Below are 15,903 nucleotides of genomic sequence, written 5' to 3' on the forward strand. Positions count from 1 at the left end.
TTGTTTTATCTCTTCGCGGGACGCTTTTAGCGCGGTGTCGTGCGCAATGACGAAGGACCGCCCTTGATCTCGATCCGCTTGCCGGTATCGCGCAAGTGGCCGTTATTCACGGCATAAAGCGCCAGTTGATGCTCGACGTTGAACTGCACGATCAGATACTTGCTGTCCGCCGTGAAGACGATGCCTTGCGCGGCCTCGCCGCCCGGCGCTTCGGCAACCTGATGCGCCACGCCATTGCGGATCTCGAACAGCACCACCTTGCCGCGCGCGTGACGGCCCGGGTTATCCGCTGTGAGGTTCGAGCCGTCCATCGCCTGCACACCGATCCAGCGGCCATCGGGCGAGATCGCCACGCCTTCGGGCAGCGACGGCACCGTGAGATGCTGCACGGCGCGGAACGGCTCGTGCGAAACGTCGATGAGCGTGATCGCATCCGCATCGCCTGCGAGTTTGCCTGCGTAGCCGGGCAGGCCGGCCAGACCCACGTCGCTCACCACGGCCCACTTGCCGTCACTCGACACATCGATGGTGTACGGCGCCACGCCCGACGAAAGACGCACGCCAGAATCAGTCACATGACCGTCGTTCACGTCGAGCACGGCCACGCCCTGTTCGTCGCGCAGCGACACCAGCGCATGACGGCCATCGTGCGTAAAACTCACACCGGCAAGACGCTTTTCGCCAAGCTTGAGCCAGTCTGCGATCTTCACGTTCGTGCCGTTGATCTGCACCACGGCGACGCGACCATCCACGCCGGTCACGAGTGCGAGATGTCCGCTACGGTCGATGGCGATGCCTTGCGGATGCATGCCCAGATCGATGCGCGTAACCGAAGGCGGCGTGGCATGCAAATCGACCACCTGAAGGAATGAGTCCATCAGCAGTTTCTTTGCGGCTTCGTCGTAACGCGTGGGTGCGGCTACGAGCGCAAGCGCGCCATCGGGCGTCACAGCCACAGCTTGCGGCGGACCCTGAATGCCGTTTTCGACCTCCACCGTGGCCTTGACCTGCGGCGGAAAATGGCTCGCATCGAGCAGCGTAAGCGTATCGGGCGGCGAATTCGCCAGCCAGGTATCGCGCCCTTCCACGCGTTGATACTTGCCGTCGTTACCCGATACGATCCAGTCGGCGGCCAGCGTGGCATGCGCCGCCGTGCCGAGCGTCAGCGCGAGAGCGAGGCTCGCGAGCGTGCGCCGCGGCTTCGTTTTCGGCGTATTCGTGCGTTGGGTGGAAGAGATCGACTTCATTGTTTCATCCTTGCGTGTTTCAAGCTGTGTTCGCAGTGCTTCCGGTATTTCCCGTGTTTCGTCACACCACGCTCGTGAGCCCGCCATCGACGAACAGCGTCTGCCCGTTCACGAAATCCGACGCATTGGACGCGAGAAATACAGCAGCGCCGCATAGTTCCTCGACACGGCCCCAACGGCCCGCAGGTGTGCGCTTGCACAGCCACGCGCTGAATTCAGGGTCGTCCACGAGTGCGCGATTGAGATCGGTTGCGAAGTAGCCCGGCGCCAGCGCGTTGACCTGAATGCCACGCCCGGCCCAATCGGCACACATGCCTTGCGTGAGCATGCGCAGTGCGCCTTTGGACGCCGCATAAGGCGCGATCGTGGGCCGCGCCAGCGCGCTCTGCACCGAACTGATATTGATGATCTTGCCGCGCCCGCGCGCGAGCATATGGCGCGCAACGGCCTGCGAAACGTGGAAAACGCCGTCCAGATTCACGCGCATCAACTCATTCCAGTCGCTTGCGGCGAACTGGTCGAGCGGCGCGCGGCGCTGGATGCCGGCGTTATTGATGAGAATGTCGATGGGGCCCAGATTCGCCTCGACGGCATCGACGGCGCGCGCGACGGCTTGCGGGTCGGCCACGTCGAATACGGCGATATCGGCTTCGAAGCCTTCGTCGCGCAAACGTGCGGCTGCCTCGGCGGCCTGAGCCTGATTGCGTCCGTTGATGACCAGCGCTGCGCCCGCGCGGGCCAGGCCGCCAGCCAGCGCAAGGCCAATGCCTCGTCCCGAACCCGTCACCAGGGCGCGGCGGCCTTGCAGGCCAAACAGGCGGAGTGTCTCGTTCGTCATTGTGGTTTGCGTCGCGCGGCTTTTAAGGCGATGAACGCCCGCACCGCGCGTTGCGCATGGCTTTGGTGTATTCCTCGTGAGTTGACCGCATTCTGCGCGCCCGAGCCAATAGTCTTTCATGACCTTGTTATCATGAAGCGTGATAACCACGCCCGAGCAATGCGGAAATCGCCATGGAACTGAAACATCTGCGCGCCTTTGTAGCGCTTGCCGAAGAACTGCATTTCGGCCGCGCGGCCGAGCGTCTTTGCATCGTGCAGCCCGCCTTGAGCATGCAGATCAAGGCGCTGGAAGAAGAGCTCGAGGTGCGCCTGTTCGACCGCGATCGTCATCGCGTGACGCTCACTGAAACCGGCGCGGCCTTCCTGCCCGAAGCGCGCGCGACGCTCCATCAGGCGGCACGCGCGGAGCAAACGGCGCGGCTTTCCGCGCGCGGCGAAATCGGCACGCTGCGGGTGGCGTTCGTCTCTTCGGTGCTGCCGCGTCTGCTGCCCGCGCTGATGCGGCGCATGCACGAGCGTTACCCGATGATCACGCTCGAACTCAAGGATATGCCCACGCCCGTGCAGATCGCGGCGCTGCACGACGGCAAGCTCGACTTCGGCTTGATCCGCCTGCCGGTAAGCGGCGCGGGCGTGGAGATTCGCCTGGTCATGGAAGAGTCGTTCGTGGTGGCCGTGCCCGAGGATCACGAACTCGCCCGCAAGACGCAGATTCGGCCCGCCGATCTGCGCGGGCGCGCCGCCTTCGTGCTCGCGCGCCGCTACGCGCCGGGGCTTTACGACGAAATGCTGGTGGCGTTTCGCCAGCAGCGCGTGTCGCTGGAGATTGCGGCGGAACTCGGCGAATACACCACCATGCTCGCGCTGATTTCAGCGGGGCTGGGGATCGGCGTGATTCCTCAGCATGCGGCCATGGCGCTGCCGCCGAAGGTAATCGCGCGGCCGCTGGATCTGCGCGATCATCGCACCGGTATTGGCCTTGCGTGGCGCGATCTGGACACGCCCGCCAAGCGCATTTTGATGGAGGTCATGGAGGAATGTGCGCGGGAGGCACGCGAAACGGTCACGCCGTAGCGCGTGGCGTAAGATGACCGGCCGTGGTCATTCGCGCCACGTTATCACGCTCAATGGAGACCGTTTTGTCCCAGCCGAAACTCGAACTCTACGCCGACGCGCAATACGCCAGCCCCTATGCGATGTCGGTATTCGTGGCGCTGCATGAGAAGTCGCTGCCCTTTACGCTGCATACCGTCGATCTCGGCAAGGCGGCGAATCGCGCGCCCGGTTTCGCTGCAACCTCGCTCACGCAGCGCGTGCCCACGCTGATTCACGACGGCTTCGCGCTTTCGGAATCATCCGCAATCACCGAGTATCTGGACGAGGTCTTTCCCGAACCCGCGATCTATCCCGAAGACCGCCGCGACCGCGCGCGCTCGCGTCAGGTGCAGGCCTGGCTGCGCAGCGATCTGATGCCGATCCGCTCGGAGCGCTCGACCGAAGTGGTGTTTTACCGGCCGGTCGAAGCCCCGCTTTCCCCCGCCGCGCAGGATGCCGCGCGCAAACTCTTTGCGGCCAGCGAAGCACTGCTTTCGCACGGCCAGCCGAACCTGTTCGGCGAATGGTGCATCGCCGATGTCGATCTCGCGCTGATGCTCAATCGGCTCGTGCTGAACGGCGATGCCGTGCCAGAAAAGCTCGCCGATTACGCGCGCCACCAATGGCAGCGTCCCACCGTGCAACGCTGGCTGGCGCTGGAGCGTCCGCCGCTCTGATTACCTTGCGCTAGCGCGTTGAAGCGTCAAACGAACGCCACCTGCTGCGCTTCAACCCACGCCCCCTCGCCCGCCCGCGTTTCGCGCGCTTTCGCCGAAGCGCTTTCCGGGCGCAAGCGGAACGTTGCCACCGCTTCGGCCATCTGGCTCGCCTGCTGTTCGAGCGAGCCCGCGGCCGCAGCGGCCTCTTCCACTAGCGCCGCATTCTGCTGCGTGACCTGATCCATCTGCGTCACGGCCTGTTCGACCTGCTCGATACCGGCGCTCTGCTCGACCGTGGCCGATGCGATTTCCTTCATCAAGCCCGAAACCTTTTCGATCGACTCGACGATTTCGGCCATCGTCTCGCCCGCTTCGGTGACGCGTGCGCGACCGCCGCGCACATCCTTCACCGAAGCGTCGATCAACGACTTGATCTCGCGCGCCGCCGCCGCGCTGCGTTGCGCAAGCATGCGCACTTCGCCCGCCACCACCGCGAAGCCGCGCCCCTGCTCGCCCGCGCGCGCGGCCTCGACCGACGCGTTGAGCGCGAGAATATTGGTCTGAAACGCAATGCCGTCGATGATGCCGGTGATATCGGCGATCTTGCCCGAGCTGCGCGTGATCGCCTCCATCGTTTCCACCGCTTCCTCAACCACGCGTCCGCCGCGCTGCGCGACGTCGGCGGCGCCTGCGGCCAGCGCGCTCGCCTGGTTGGCGTGATCGGCGTTCTGGCGCACCGTGGCCGTCAGCTGCTCGGTGCTCGCCGCCGTCTGTTCGAGCGAGGCCGATTGCTGCTCGGTGCGGCTCGACAGATCGAGATTGCCCGCGGCGATTTCGCGCGCGCCAGTGTTGATCGCGTCGCAGCACGCGCGCACGTTGCGCACGGTCAGCGAAAGGCCGTCCTGCATGCGGCGCATGGCGTCGAGCAACTGGCCGATTTCATTGCGCCCGCCAGGCGCGATGGCCACCGCAAGATCGTTGGCGGCGATCTGGTTGAGCGCATCGACGGCCACCGCAAGCGGCGCGGTCACGAGACGGCGCAGCGCCAGATGCGTGACGACGACGAGCGCGAGTGCGCCCGCAAGGCCGATCGCCACCATCGCCATGACCCAGTCGTGTTCGCGCGCGCCTTGCGCAAGCGTCGCGCGAACCGTTGCGTCCGCATCGGTATGGAAAGCGACGATCTCGGCGTTGAGTTGGGCGGCCGTGTGTGCGATGTCGCCGCCAGCGAGCGTGGCGTAGGCCGATGTATCGCCGTGTGCGAGCGCGTCGGCGGCGTTGCCTTGCAGGGCCGCGAGTGTTGTCTGCGTGCCGGTCAAGGCCGTCGCCGTGCGCGCGTTCGCGCCCGAGCGCAATGCGTCGCCTTGATGCGATGCCTGGGCGATGAGACTGCGCGCTTCGGCGAGCGCACCGTCGCGCGCAGAAGTATCGTTCTGCTCTTTCAGCGCCGCGTAGCCGCGCGCGAGCGCCGCCTGCGCCTGCGCGGCGTCGCGGCCCAATGCGTCGGCGAGCGCGGATGCACGTGCCGCTTCATGCACGCGGCGCGCAGCGTCGTCGGCGCGGCCGATCATCAGCACGCCCACCGCGGCGCCTACGACGAGCATTGCCGCGAAGGTGCAGAGCACCGCGAGCAGACCGCTTCGAATCGTCAGATTGCGCATGACGTCTCCCGTTTCAGCGTGGCGCAGCAGCGTTGCTGCCCAGCCGGTTCAACAGCACATTGCTTTGTTCGAGCAGCGTCGCGCGATAGTCGCCGGGCAGCACGTTCTTGTCGGTATCGTCGGCTACCGCGAGCGCGTCGCCGATCAGCGCGCGAAACGCCTCGACCGTACGCTCGATTTGCGGCGCCGAAAGTTGCGGCAGCACCGCTTCGGCAAACTTGCTCATCACGACCACGCTCGCGCCGAAACGCGAAATGGCCTTGCCATGCGAGCTGACGAGCGCCGTCATCGAGCGCAGCAGCATCTCATCGTGAGTGGTCACGTCTTCACTCTCCAGATCAACAGGATTACGAACTACTTATATTTGAACCGTATCGCGTGCAGCGTCGAAAACAGGCATGACACGCGGCATGCTTGCTGCGGGTGCGGGACGCGCGAGCAAGAATCCCTGCGCGCGATTGCAGCCGATATCGCGCAGAAACTGGAATTGCTGCGGCGTTTCCACGCCTTCCGCCACCACGGAAACTTCCAGCGACTTTGCCATCGCCACGATGGCGCGCACGATGGAACCATCGCCGCTCGCAGAGTCCCCGATCTGCGCGAGAAACGAGCGATCGACCTTGAGCGTATCCACCGGCAATTTCTGCAGATAGCGGAACGACGAATAGCCCGTGCCGAAATCGTCGATGGCCAGGCTGATGCCACGCGCCGCCAGTTCCTGCAACAGCGCCTCGATGCCGCCGTTCGCCGATGTCATCGCCATGCTCTCGACCAGTTCGAGTTGCAACCGGTTTGCGGGCAAACCGGTTTCGGCGAGGATATTGGCGAGTTGCGTGAGGAAACCGTCATGCAGACACTGGCGCGCAGAGAGATTCACGCAGATGCGGCCAAAGTCGAAACCTTCGTCGAGCCACGCGCGCGCCTGGCGGCACGCCTCGCGCAACACCCACGCGCCTATCGGCACGATCAGCGCGGACTCTTCCGCGATCGGAATGAATTGATCGGGCGGCACGAGCCCGCGCTGCGGATGCTGCCAGCGCACCAGCGCTTCCACATTCGAAAATCGCCCGCTTTCGACGTCGAATTCAGGCTGATAGTGCAGCAGCAATTCATTCGCGTGGATCGCGCGGTGCAATTCGGTTTCGAGTTGAATGCGCTCCATGGCGCACGACGTCATGGGCGCGGCGAAGAACTGGAAGTTGTTCTTGCCCGCGTCCTTGGCTTCGTACATCGCGCGATCGGCTTGCATCAGCAGTTGCTTCGCGCTTTGCGCGTCGTCCGGAAACATGCTGATGCCGATGCTCGGCGTGACGAAAAGTGTCTGCTCTCCTGCACGGATGGGCGCGGCCACGGTCGTGAGCAGCGTCTCCGCAATGCGGCCGACATGGCGAATATCGTCGATATCTTCGATCAGCAGCGTGAATTCGTCGCCACCCAGCCGCGCGACCGTATCGGTTTCGCGCACCGAATCGCGCAGACGCCGCGCGATCACCGTGAGCGCTTCGTCGCCCACGCCGTGACCCATGGTGTCGTTGATGAGCTTGAAGCGGTCGAGGTCGAGAAACATGACCGCCACGCGCTTGCCCGAGCGGCGGGCGCGAGCGAGCGACAAAGCGATGCGCTCGGTAAACAAGGTGCGATTCGCCAGACCCGTGAGCGCATCGTGGGTGGCGAGATAACTGAGGCGCTCCTCAGTTTCGCGGCGCTGCGTGATATCCGCGAAGATCGCCGCGTAATGGGTGCAGCGGCCGTGCGCATCGCGGATGCTGGAAATCGTGAGGTATTCGAGGAAGATCGTGCCGTCCTTGCGGCGATTCCAGATCTCGCCTTTCCAGTGACCGGTGGTTTCGATGCTTTGCCAGAGCGTCGCGTAGAACGCCGGCCCCTGGCGCCCCGAAGCCAGCAAACGCGCGTTGCGGCCGATCGCCTCGCGTTCCGTGTAGCCGGTCAGGCGCGTGAAGGCCGGATTGATGCGCTCGATGGTGCCGGAAAGGTCGGTGATCATCACGCCGTCGAGCGTCGATTGCACGACCTGATCGGCCAGACGCAGACTCGCGCGCGAGGCGAGCAGCGCGTCATCGCGCTCGCGCAGCGCGTCCTGCAGTTCGCGCACATATTCGTGTTCGAGGTCGCGCAGGATATCGGCGAGACCGAGCAGGCCGATCAGTTCGCCCGCGTCGTCCAGCACGCCCACGTGACGCATGCGATGTTCGAGCAGGTATTGCCGCGCCGAATAGAGGCTGCGCGAATGCGTGAGCGAGCGCAGCGGGCGGCTGGCGTAATGGCCCACTTCGGGGCCGGTTTCCGCATGCTCGTCGGGCTGTTCGAGCGCGCCTTGCGCCACTGCTTGCACCACGTCGCGCTCGGTGAGAATGCCGAGGCCGCCATCCGCGTCGCGCACGACGATCGCGCTCAGGCGGCGCTCGCGCATCTGCGCCATGGCTTCGGCAAACGGCGTGTGCGCGTCGATGCAGTGCGGGCGCGGCGGCTTCGCGCAGGCCAGCGTGCGCAGACGCAGGAAGCACTCGGGCCCCTGACTCATGACGAGATCGGTCTGCGTGACGAGGCCGAGCGGATTGCCCGCCTCATCGACCGCCAGGCAATGGCGGATGCCTTCGCGCGCGAACAATGCGGCGGCTTCGCGCGCGCTGGTCTGGGCCGGCAGCGAACGCACCGGCTGACTCATGGCGGTGGAGATCGGCAAGGTGGCGGCTGCGGTCTGGCTGCCTAGCGCCAGCGCGTCGCGTTCGGTCCAGATGCCGACGGCGCGCTGCGCCTCGGTGACGACGATCGCGCTGCAGCGCTGCGCGGCCATCAGGCGCGCGGCTTCGCGGATCGTTACGTCGGGTCCGCAGGCGAGCAGCGGCCCGGTTAGAAGGCGCCCGATTTCGACGTCCAGCGTGTGGTGTTGCATGTCGCGCCCCGTACCGCATGTGTTTGTCTTTTTGAGATGCGATGAACTTAGCAGGCGAGGGGCAGTGATTGGATGATCTAGATCAAAGTTCTTAGGATTGAGGGAGCGAAATTGAAAGGCCGGACCGGAAGGCGCTTGGGCGCTTCGGGTCCGGCCGGGGTGCTTCGGGGTGCTCGTGCGCTAACGCGTCAGGGCGTCAGTGCTTGTGCGAGCCCGGTGTTTGCGTGGACGTGCCGCCGCCCAGCCCGCCGGTAAGACCGCCGAGCAGGTTCGTCACTGGCGAGAGCAACGAAGTGGCGCCGCTGGTTCCGCCGCTGCTGCTACCACCGCTGCCATTTCCACCGCTGCTGGTTCCGCCCGTCGCGCCGCCGAGTGCGCCGGTCAGCGTGCTGACGATGTTCGTCAACGGCGCCGCCGGGTTCGAGGACGAAGGCGTCGACGACGAACCACCGCTCTTGCCGCCTTGCGCGCCGCCGCCGCTCGATACGCCGCCCAAGGCGCCGGTCAAGGCGCCGGTCAACGTGCCGACGATGTTCGTCAACGGCGCTGCCGGGTTGGACGCAGAGCCACCACTCGACGAGCCGCCGCCGCTCACCGGCACCACCGACACGCCGCCAAGCAAGGCCGTGACCGGCGCAAGCAGGCCGCCCGAGCTATGGCCGGTCGATCCGCTGGAACCCGTCGAGCCCGATCCCGCCGATGTGCCATTGGCGACGCCATTGCCATTGCCGCTGCCGCTGTTGTTGCCGAGCGTGATCGGCACAATCGGTACGCTCACGGCGCCGACGTTGACGATGAGGTTCGCGATCGGGCTCAGCAGGCCGCTGCTGCTCTGATTGCCATTGCCGGAGCCACCGACGCCCGTGGTGTTGCCGGGCGTGCCGGAGTTGCCGCCTGTGTGGCCGCCAGTGCCGCCTGAGCCTCCCATACCGCCGGAGCCGCCAGTGCCGCCATTTCCGCCCGAACCACCGTGGCCGCCGTTGCCTGAACCGCCTGAGCCTCCTGAGCCTCCGCTTCCGCCAGAACCACCGTGGCCGCCGTCACCGGAACCACCGCCGCCCCAACCGCCGTGACCACCGTCGCCAGAACCACCGCTACCGCCGGATCCGCCACTACCTCCGGAACCGCCACTGCCGCCCGAGCCGCCGCTACCTCCCGAACCGCCATGACCGCCGTCGCCGGAGCCACCGCTACCGTTGGATCCGCCACTGCCGCCCGAGCCACCGCTACCTCCCGAACCACCGCTGCCACCTGAACTGCCACCACCCGATCCGCCGTGGCCGCCGTCGCCGGAACCACCGCTACCGCCGGAGCCACCGCTACCACCCGAGCCGCCATGACCGCCGTCGCCGGATCCACCGCTACCGCCGGATCCGCCACTACCTCCGGAACCGCCGCTACCGCCCGAACCGCCGCTGCCCCCCGATCCGCCATGGCCGCCGTCGCCGGAGCTTCCTCCGCCCCAACCACCATGACCGCCATCTCCAGAACCACCACTACCGCCCGAACCGCCGCTACCGCCCGATCCACCACTGCCACCCGATCCACCGCCTCCTGAGCCATCCCCCCAACCGCCGTGACCGCTGTCGCCCGATCCGCCATCGCCACCACCGCCATACCCCCCATCCCCAGAGCCGCCGGACCCCGATCCACCCGAGCCCGAGCCCGAACCCGAACTCGCCCCCGAACCGCCCGAAAATCCCCATCCGTTACCCGGAAGCGAGCCTTCCGCCCACGCGTAGCCCGGCCCGGACCCGCCTGCGATCGGCCAGCCGCCGCTTTGAATCGTCGATGTGGTCGGCGTCGTGGACGTGGTGTCGCCTGCCTGCGCAGTGGACGCAAGCGACCACCAAAGAAGTGCGCTCGCCGATGCAACAAGAGTGTGTTTGAAGGGAGCCATGATTAGTCCTTTCGCGATGAAATCGCGACCTGATTGGTCAAAGGTGTAATCAGTGCCCCCGGGAAACCGCTGATCGTTCTTGCTCTATACGGTTACTGGATACCCGACATCGCGTGGTCGCGCGTCGCCTTGATTTGTGTGCCGGGCCGAACGCTGTAGCGCCGTGCTCGTATATGGCTGGATCGGGCGCTCGATAATCGCAAGTTCCAGGCCAATAAAAAAGCGCAAATCGAATTTCGATTCGCGCCTTTAAAGACAGTAGAAAGAAGTGAAAGAAAGCGCTCAATGTCTTGATGGCATTGGCGCTTTAAATCGTTTGCAAATGACTATTCCAATGAATCGACAATGCGTGTTACGCCACAGACGTAACGTTTTTAATGCCGATCGAACGTAACCTCTCGATTGGGGGTTGTGTGCCTGAGTGAGGCAGGATTAGGTCTGAGGAATAGTTGAGTTTCAGCCTATGCTGGCTCGAAAACGCGCGGTGTCAGCGGACATCCAGTGACTCTTTCTCAGCTGCCTACGTGGCAGCGAACGCTGAGTTTGGCTATGACCCATCCACTGTGCAGTTTCTCAGCTGCCTACGCGGCAGCGAACCGCTCGCCTCTTGCCCTGCGCTTCCCGCGACGTTTCTCAGCTGCCTACGCGGCAGCGAACCGACCAGTTCTTCGCCTTTCTGAACCTTCGACGTTTCTCAGCTGCCTACGCGGCAGCGAACGGGTCCGCTTCCACGTCGGCCGACTTCGACATTTTCTCAGCTGCCTACGCGGCAGCGAACAATATGCCGGGTATCTGCTGCGCTTCCATATCTTTCTCAGCTGCCTACGCGGCAGCGAACCGACCGGCGCCAAGCTGTTCAACGCAGGTATGTTTCTCAGCTGCCTACGCGGCAGCGAACGCGTGCTCGGTGCGTTCGGCGCGGTGCTGGCCTTTCTCAGCTGCCTACGCGGCAGCGAACGGCGCCAAGGCCGACGCGAAGGCCGGTGCGAATTTCTCAGCTGCCTACGCGGCAGCGAACAAGGCGAAGGCAGCGCGTACCGCTGAGTCGCTTTTCTCAGCTGCCTACGCGGCAGCGAACGTCTTCAGTTGCGCGAAGCGCTCGCGCTCTTTTTTCTCAGCTGCCTACGCGGCAGCGAACAAGGGGAATTCATCCGACTGGTCGCCGGTTATTTTCTCAGCTGCCTACGCGGCAGCGAACCACATCACCCAGGCGCGCGCCTACCTCAACCATTTCTCAGCTGCCTACGCGGCAGCGAACTAGCCCAAAAAGCCCACAAACCCATGATTTAAAACGAAAACCTGCACTTCCACCACAAACCACCCAAATTCCCCAACGCCCCCTAACCCCTTGATTCTTATAGCCCCTCAAAACACGCCCAGAAAAAAGGTCAAAACCACGGCACGGCCCCTCCTGCGCTCAGCCCATAAGAATTAAACCCACCCTTCCCCTCAACCTCCCCTTCAATCACCTGCTCGATAAACAAACAAAATGGCTGCCCCGTGCTCGCGCTACGCACATGCACATACGGCAGATCCGGCTTCCGCTCGACCGACTCCGGAATCGCAGCCGCAGCCTGCGCCACAGTCTCCCCCTTTCTCCGCATCCGCCTGCGCCGCAGCCGCTCAACATTGGTCTTAAACTGCCGCCTGCGCACAACACACCGCGTGGCGTTCGCAGGCGCCGTCAGCACATCCGTCAACTCAACGTGATCGCGCATACCCTGCAACCAGGTAAGTGCCAACAACTCTCGCAACGCACTCTGCGCACCATGCAGACGCAGCACGCGCCCCGGCGAGCGCGGACACAGGCTATAACCAGGAAAGCTGACACCGATCCCATCCGAGCGAAGCTGCACCAATGCACGATGAAGCTTCGCGACCAGCGCGCCGAGCAAATGCGCGTCAGCGAATTCGGGATCGGGCAAAAGCGTAATGTCGATATAGTGCGTCGTCATGACCTTAGCCCGCATCGCCGAACACGCCACCGCGAATCAGTATGGCCATCACAAAATGCTGCTGCTCCACAGGCGGCACTTTGTCCTTGAGTACCCAGGCATCGAGCAACGAGTAAAAATCCTTTTCAGATCGAGGTTGCCGATACGCCCTGCCTTCCGTTGTCACCGACCCATATGGCTCCGCTGCAATCGGCCCGCGCTCATCTGCCCCGTCATACCAGGTATCGATCGTTCGAATTGCGTTACCAATCTTTTGCGAATGAATCGCTGCAATGTCCTGTACCTTGTAGAGCGTCTTGCTTTTCTTGCTGCTGCCTTTGTCGAGTATCAGTTCCTGCGACGGAAACACTTCTTGCCCGCAGCCAAGGCGCACATACGCACTCACTTGCAGCAACACATGCTGATGTCCAGCCAGCCCATCGGCGATCAAAGCCCCGAGCTTTCTCAGATGAGAATCGCCGGTGGTCAGATCGCGCGAATTCAGCGCAAGGGCATCGAATGAGAACTGACTGGCCTGCTCGCCTTTACAGAGCCGAATCACATCGATATGTACATTTTCCGCTCCAATCCGGTTCCGCCACAAAAAGCGGCCATTCGCCAGATTCGCGGCATAGCGATTGGCCAATTCAACAAATTTTTCGCGCGCAACATAGTCATCAACGACACGTTGCAGCCGATCCCGATAAGGCGCGCTATTACAGGCCGACGGCACGCCAGTTCCTGAAAGTACCCGCAGCGTGAATTGCACGCGAAGCGTGTCCGCATTAGCAGGCAACGCCGCCACATCAACCGTTTGAAGATTGGGATTTTCGATAGCGGCATCGAGCTTTGCCGGATCAACCTTGCTGGAATCGTCACCTTTAGATTTCACTTTGAGCCGATTGGAAATCGTCCCGCGTACCGATTTTTCCGCAATTCCAATGGATTCCCATGCGTTCGCGTTCCCGATATCCTCCCAGCGACCCGCGTGAAAAAGCGCATCGGAAGGGTCCAGCTTACGTTCGAAAGCCAGCACAGTCGCAGTTTTCAGTTTTTCAACCATGATATATCCCTGCTAAAGATAAGTGAGTCGCCAGGCGAAGCGATTGCACGTATGCTTCGCAATTTAAAAAAGTCATTCGAATTCCGGTAAGGCTTCATCGGAGTCGAGAAGATGCAAATCTGATTTCGTATAGCTGCCACGACATCGATATACGCCTTTCTCCAGATCGACTTCCGGTCGCCAGAACAGATCATCCAGATCATTCAAACGATGTGGGCTGATCCATTCACCAAACGAGTAGATCGATTCAACCAGCACGAAAGGCACGTCTGGATCACGCGTATTGGCCACACTTCCCGCCGCCAATGGCGGCTGAAGCGCGGCATAACCAACAGGAATCGGCACGGTCCAGCCGGCACCTTTTTGTCTCTGCGGATCGGACCATCGGTGTCTTGTTTCGGAAGCGGCTTGTGTCGGGATGTTTGCGCCCGGCTCTTCCGTCGATTCATAATTGAAGCGCGCCGCGTGTAGCCACGCATCAACCAACGTCACGTCGGGATTGGTAAGACGCAGAAACTCGTGGCGCGTTGCAAGCAGATCGTCGCGGCTAACGAGTGCGTAGCCCGGCAGCCATTGGCGTCGCCACCTCGCAAAGAGGCGGCGCTTTTCGTCCATGTCCTCCGGCAGCACTTCCATCCATGGCCGGGTTAATTTCCCTGCGAGCCGACGCACAGGCAACAGCGTGCCACCCGCGATACGCATCCGCTGAACTATCTCGCCTATCCGCGCAGCCCACTCATTTAATCGAGCTTCGTTACCTCGTGTGAGTTGCGGAATTGCTTCTGGTGAAACGTGTTGCGTCACCTCGAACAGCAAGGTGATCTCCAGATGAATGCGGCCAGCTTCGACGATTGCCGCGACACCGCCGTCCTTCTCGAGTGGATTGCGCGTCAAGCGAAAAGTCTTCACGTAACCATCTTCGACCTGCTCTTCATGACGATGGCAGATCACACCGACTCGATGCAGATTCAGCGGAATATTGGCCAGCCGGAGTTGCCGTTGCAGCGCCCACATTGTTCCGTTCAATGCAGTGATAGACGGAAAGCCGTGCGTCAGCGGGCTTGAAATAGCGTTGGCATTCTGTACGCGTAGATACGGCAAGACGATCAGCGCTTTTGCATGAGAAGAGTTAGTACGCTCACTCATGTCGCTTCTCTTCGTTCAAAAATATCGTCGTGCTTACTTCTGAATGAAATATAGGCATACGCCTGCACTTTCCGGCTCTGCTCGCGCAGATCCTGCACCCATGAACTCAATTCATTCAGCAAGATACGACGCCATTCGTGCGAGTGTTCGTAACCCATACCGATGAGATCTTTCGTCAACCGCGCCGTTAGCCATTTGCCGAAATGCTCTCCAATCTGCATCGGCCAGTCCATCGACATCCATCGATCGGCGAATTCGCTTTCATCTGGAAGCTCCACGCGCAGCGGGTCCAACCAGAGCTTTTCTTCATCGCTGAGTTCGTCAAATACCGATGCACGCGACCAACCGGCTGGGTGATGTGAAAGTTCGCCAGCGTATAGGGTCATTTCGTCAACCAGCCGATTGACGTAGGCTCTAACCGTGTCTCGTGTATCCCGATTCGCCACTGGGTTCGTCTGTAGAAACTTCACGAGTTGCATCACGTTCGCACGGACTTCGCGCCGAGCGCCAAAGATGTACTCGAAAACCGAACGAGTCCTCGCGGGAAGCGATGGTTTCTGATCGCGCCAGGCCGGTGGCAAAGAAGCAAGCAGATAGTTGATACCACCACGTTCGCTATTGAGCTGCGAAATATTCTGTGGCTTGGTTCCACCCAGTCTCTGAACAGCGAGTTGGCGATATTCCCGATAGACGCCATCAAACGACTGACCGTTCCTGCGCGCACTTCGGGCGAGCTTATTCGATTCGCCAAAGCGCGCATCGTGAACGTCGTCGAACACAGCCTGCGCCAGCGATGTGGCATACAGAGGGGAAAGGAGATGATATTGGGTGTTATCCGCTGCATCGTCACCGATAAGCCAATACACTTGCTTGGCCCACGTGTGCGATTCAATACTTCCTTCACGGACTGCAGTCAGGCTTATGAACGCATCGCGCAATACGCGTGCTTCAGCGGGATTGTCGCTCAGTGCTGCGATGGCATCGCTTGCATTCGACTGGAGAGCATCGAGAAGCGTACGTCCTCCGGATTCAAGCTTAAGCAGCTTGTAGACGTCCAGCGCCGCGGCGTTTCCTGTGACATCGACTGCGAAACGCTCGCCAACTGCATGCGTGCCGAGCTCTTCGAGCGTTGGCAGATCAGCGGGTTTTACGTAAAGATTTGTGCCGCGTGCCTCTGGATGAACCGGCTTCAGGGAATGCGTGACGGCTTGAATCTGCTTTACACGCCTTGCAGCATTGTGAAGCCATGTATCGCGATGGAATTCGGCTACCAGGTTCGCACGCCGTGGATCGCTTGATGAAAACGCCTCGATCTTTGCTGCCAGGCGATCACTAATGAAACGACTGATTCGATCCTTAAAATTAGCATTTTGGCAAAATTCAGGCGAATCAAACATTCTCAATTCCTCCAATAATAAAATGCTCATTCTCCCGGTTGGCATCA

At 62.1% G+C, this 15,903-nt stretch carries 12 protein-coding genes and 1 CRISPR repeat array; of the genes, 2 read left to right on the forward strand and 10 right to left on the reverse strand.

Annotation, left to right across the window (positions count from 1 at the left end; all coding sequences use genetic code 11):
• Positions 1–26 precede the first annotated feature (26 nt).
• The gene (locus G3N59_RS31560; protein ID WP_241024530.1) at positions 27–1,247 is read right to left on the reverse strand and encodes a YncE family protein; all 1,221 of its coding nucleotides are present in this window, start codon (positions 1,245–1,247) and stop codon (positions 27–29) included.
• 61 nt (positions 1,248–1,308) lie between these two features.
• Positions 1,309–2,085 carry a glucose 1-dehydrogenase gene (locus G3N59_RS31565; protein WP_205986770.1) on the reverse strand — a complete coding sequence of 259 codons (777 nt, stop codon included), beginning with the start codon at positions 2,083–2,085 and terminating at the stop codon, positions 1,309–1,311.
• Positions 2,086–2,258: 173 nt separating this feature from the next.
• Here G3N59_RS31565 and G3N59_RS31570 point away from each other — a divergent pair, with 173 nt between their 5' ends.
• Both G3N59_RS31570 and yfcF read left to right on the forward strand, forming a co-directional pair.
• The gene (locus G3N59_RS31570) at positions 2,259–3,161 is read left to right on the forward strand and encodes a LysR family transcriptional regulator (RefSeq protein WP_205986771.1); all 903 of its coding nucleotides are present in this window, start codon (positions 2,259–2,261) and stop codon (positions 3,159–3,161) included.
• A gap of 65 nt (positions 3,162–3,226) precedes the next feature.
• Positions 3,227–3,859: a glutathione transferase gene (gene yfcF / locus G3N59_RS31575; RefSeq protein WP_241024537.1), complete on the forward strand. Its 633-nt coding sequence runs from the start codon at positions 3,227–3,229 to the stop codon at positions 3,857–3,859.
• A gap of 26 nt (positions 3,860–3,885) precedes the next feature.
• Here the strand turns inward: yfcF and G3N59_RS31580 are convergent, their stop codons facing one another.
• The 8 genes from G3N59_RS31580 to csy1 form a co-directional block, all read right to left on the reverse strand.
• A complete protein-coding gene (locus G3N59_RS31580) occupies positions 3,886–5,502 on the reverse strand; it encodes a methyl-accepting chemotaxis protein (RefSeq protein WP_205986773.1) in 1,617 nt (538 codons plus the stop codon).
• 13 nt (positions 5,503–5,515) lie between these two features.
• Positions 5,516–5,824, reverse strand: coding sequence for a hypothetical protein (locus tag G3N59_RS31585; RefSeq protein WP_205986774.1), 309 nt, complete (start codon positions 5,822–5,824; stop codon positions 5,516–5,518).
• 36 nt (positions 5,825–5,860) lie between these two features.
• Positions 5,861–8,416, reverse strand: coding sequence for an EAL domain-containing protein (locus tag G3N59_RS31590; protein WP_205986775.1), 2,556 nt, complete (start codon positions 8,414–8,416; stop codon positions 5,861–5,863).
• Between the two features lie 196 nt (positions 8,417–8,612).
• The gene (locus G3N59_RS31595) at positions 8,613–10,316 is read right to left on the reverse strand and encodes a hypothetical protein (protein WP_205986776.1); all 1,704 of its coding nucleotides are present in this window, start codon (positions 10,314–10,316) and stop codon (positions 8,613–8,615) included.
• Positions 10,317–10,824: 508 nt separating this feature from the next.
• Positions 10,825–11,574: a CRISPR direct-repeat array (repeat unit 28 nt; unit sequence TTTCTCAGCTGCCTACGCGGCAGCGAAC).
• A gap of 130 nt (positions 11,575–11,704) precedes the next feature.
• On the reverse strand, positions 11,705–12,271 hold the full coding sequence (gene cas6f, locus G3N59_RS31600) for a type I-F CRISPR-associated endoribonuclease Cas6/Csy4 (protein WP_205986777.1): 567 nt from the start codon (positions 12,269–12,271) through the stop codon (positions 11,705–11,707).
• A 4-nt stretch (positions 12,272–12,275) separates the two neighbouring features.
• Positions 12,276–13,313: a type I-F CRISPR-associated protein Csy3 gene (gene csy3 / locus G3N59_RS31605; RefSeq protein WP_205986778.1), complete on the reverse strand. Its 1,038-nt coding sequence runs from the start codon at positions 13,311–13,313 to the stop codon at positions 12,276–12,278.
• 72 nt (positions 13,314–13,385) lie between these two features.
• On the reverse strand, positions 13,386–14,459 hold the full coding sequence (csy2, locus tag G3N59_RS31610; protein ID WP_205986779.1) for a type I-F CRISPR-associated protein Csy2: 1,074 nt from the start codon (positions 14,457–14,459) through the stop codon (positions 13,386–13,388).
• A complete protein-coding gene (csy1, locus tag G3N59_RS31615) occupies positions 14,456–15,856 on the reverse strand; it encodes a type I-F CRISPR-associated protein Csy1 (RefSeq protein ID WP_205986780.1) in 1,401 nt (466 codons plus the stop codon). The genes csy2 and csy1 overlap by 4 nt, the downstream gene beginning before the upstream one ends.
• Between the last annotated feature and the right edge of the window lie 47 nt (positions 15,857–15,903).

This window comes from Paraburkholderia sp. Ac-20340, from assembly GCF_017104965.1.
In the GTDB taxonomy this organism is placed as follows: domain Bacteria; phylum Pseudomonadota; class Gammaproteobacteria; order Burkholderiales; family Burkholderiaceae; genus Paraburkholderia.

Coding starts and splice junctions, on each gene's coding strand:
- csy1 (WP_205986780.1), bottom strand. CDS start 15,856: ATGTTTGATTCGCCTGAATTTTGCCAAAATGCTAATTTTAAGGATCGA.
- csy3 (WP_205986778.1), bottom strand. CDS start 13,313: ATGGTTGAAAAACTGAAAACTGCGACTGTGCTGGCTTTCGAACGTAAG.
- csy2 (WP_205986779.1), bottom strand. CDS start 14,459: ATGAGTGAGCGTACTAACTCTTCTCATGCAAAAGCGCTGATCGTCTTG.
- G3N59_RS31590 (WP_205986775.1), bottom strand. CDS start 8,416: ATGCAACACCACACGCTGGACGTCGAAATCGGGCGCCTTCTAACCGGG.
- G3N59_RS31565 (WP_205986770.1), bottom strand. CDS start 2,085: ATGACGAACGAGACACTCCGCCTGTTTGGCCTGCAAGGCCGCCGCGCC.
- G3N59_RS31580 (WP_205986773.1), bottom strand. CDS start 5,502: ATGCGCAATCTGACGATTCGAAGCGGTCTGCTCGCGGTGCTCTGCACC.
- G3N59_RS31595 (WP_205986776.1), bottom strand. CDS start 10,316: ATGGCTCCCTTCAAACACACTCTTGTTGCATCGGCGAGCGCACTTCTT.
- G3N59_RS31560 (WP_241024530.1), bottom strand. CDS start 1,247: ATGAAGTCGATCTCTTCCACCCAACGCACGAATACGCCGAAAACGAAG.
- cas6f (WP_205986777.1), bottom strand. CDS start 12,271: ATGACGACGCACTATATCGACATTACGCTTTTGCCCGATCCCGAATTC.
- G3N59_RS31570 (WP_205986771.1), top strand. CDS start 2,259: ATGGAACTGAAACATCTGCGCGCCTTTGTAGCGCTTGCCGAAGAACTG.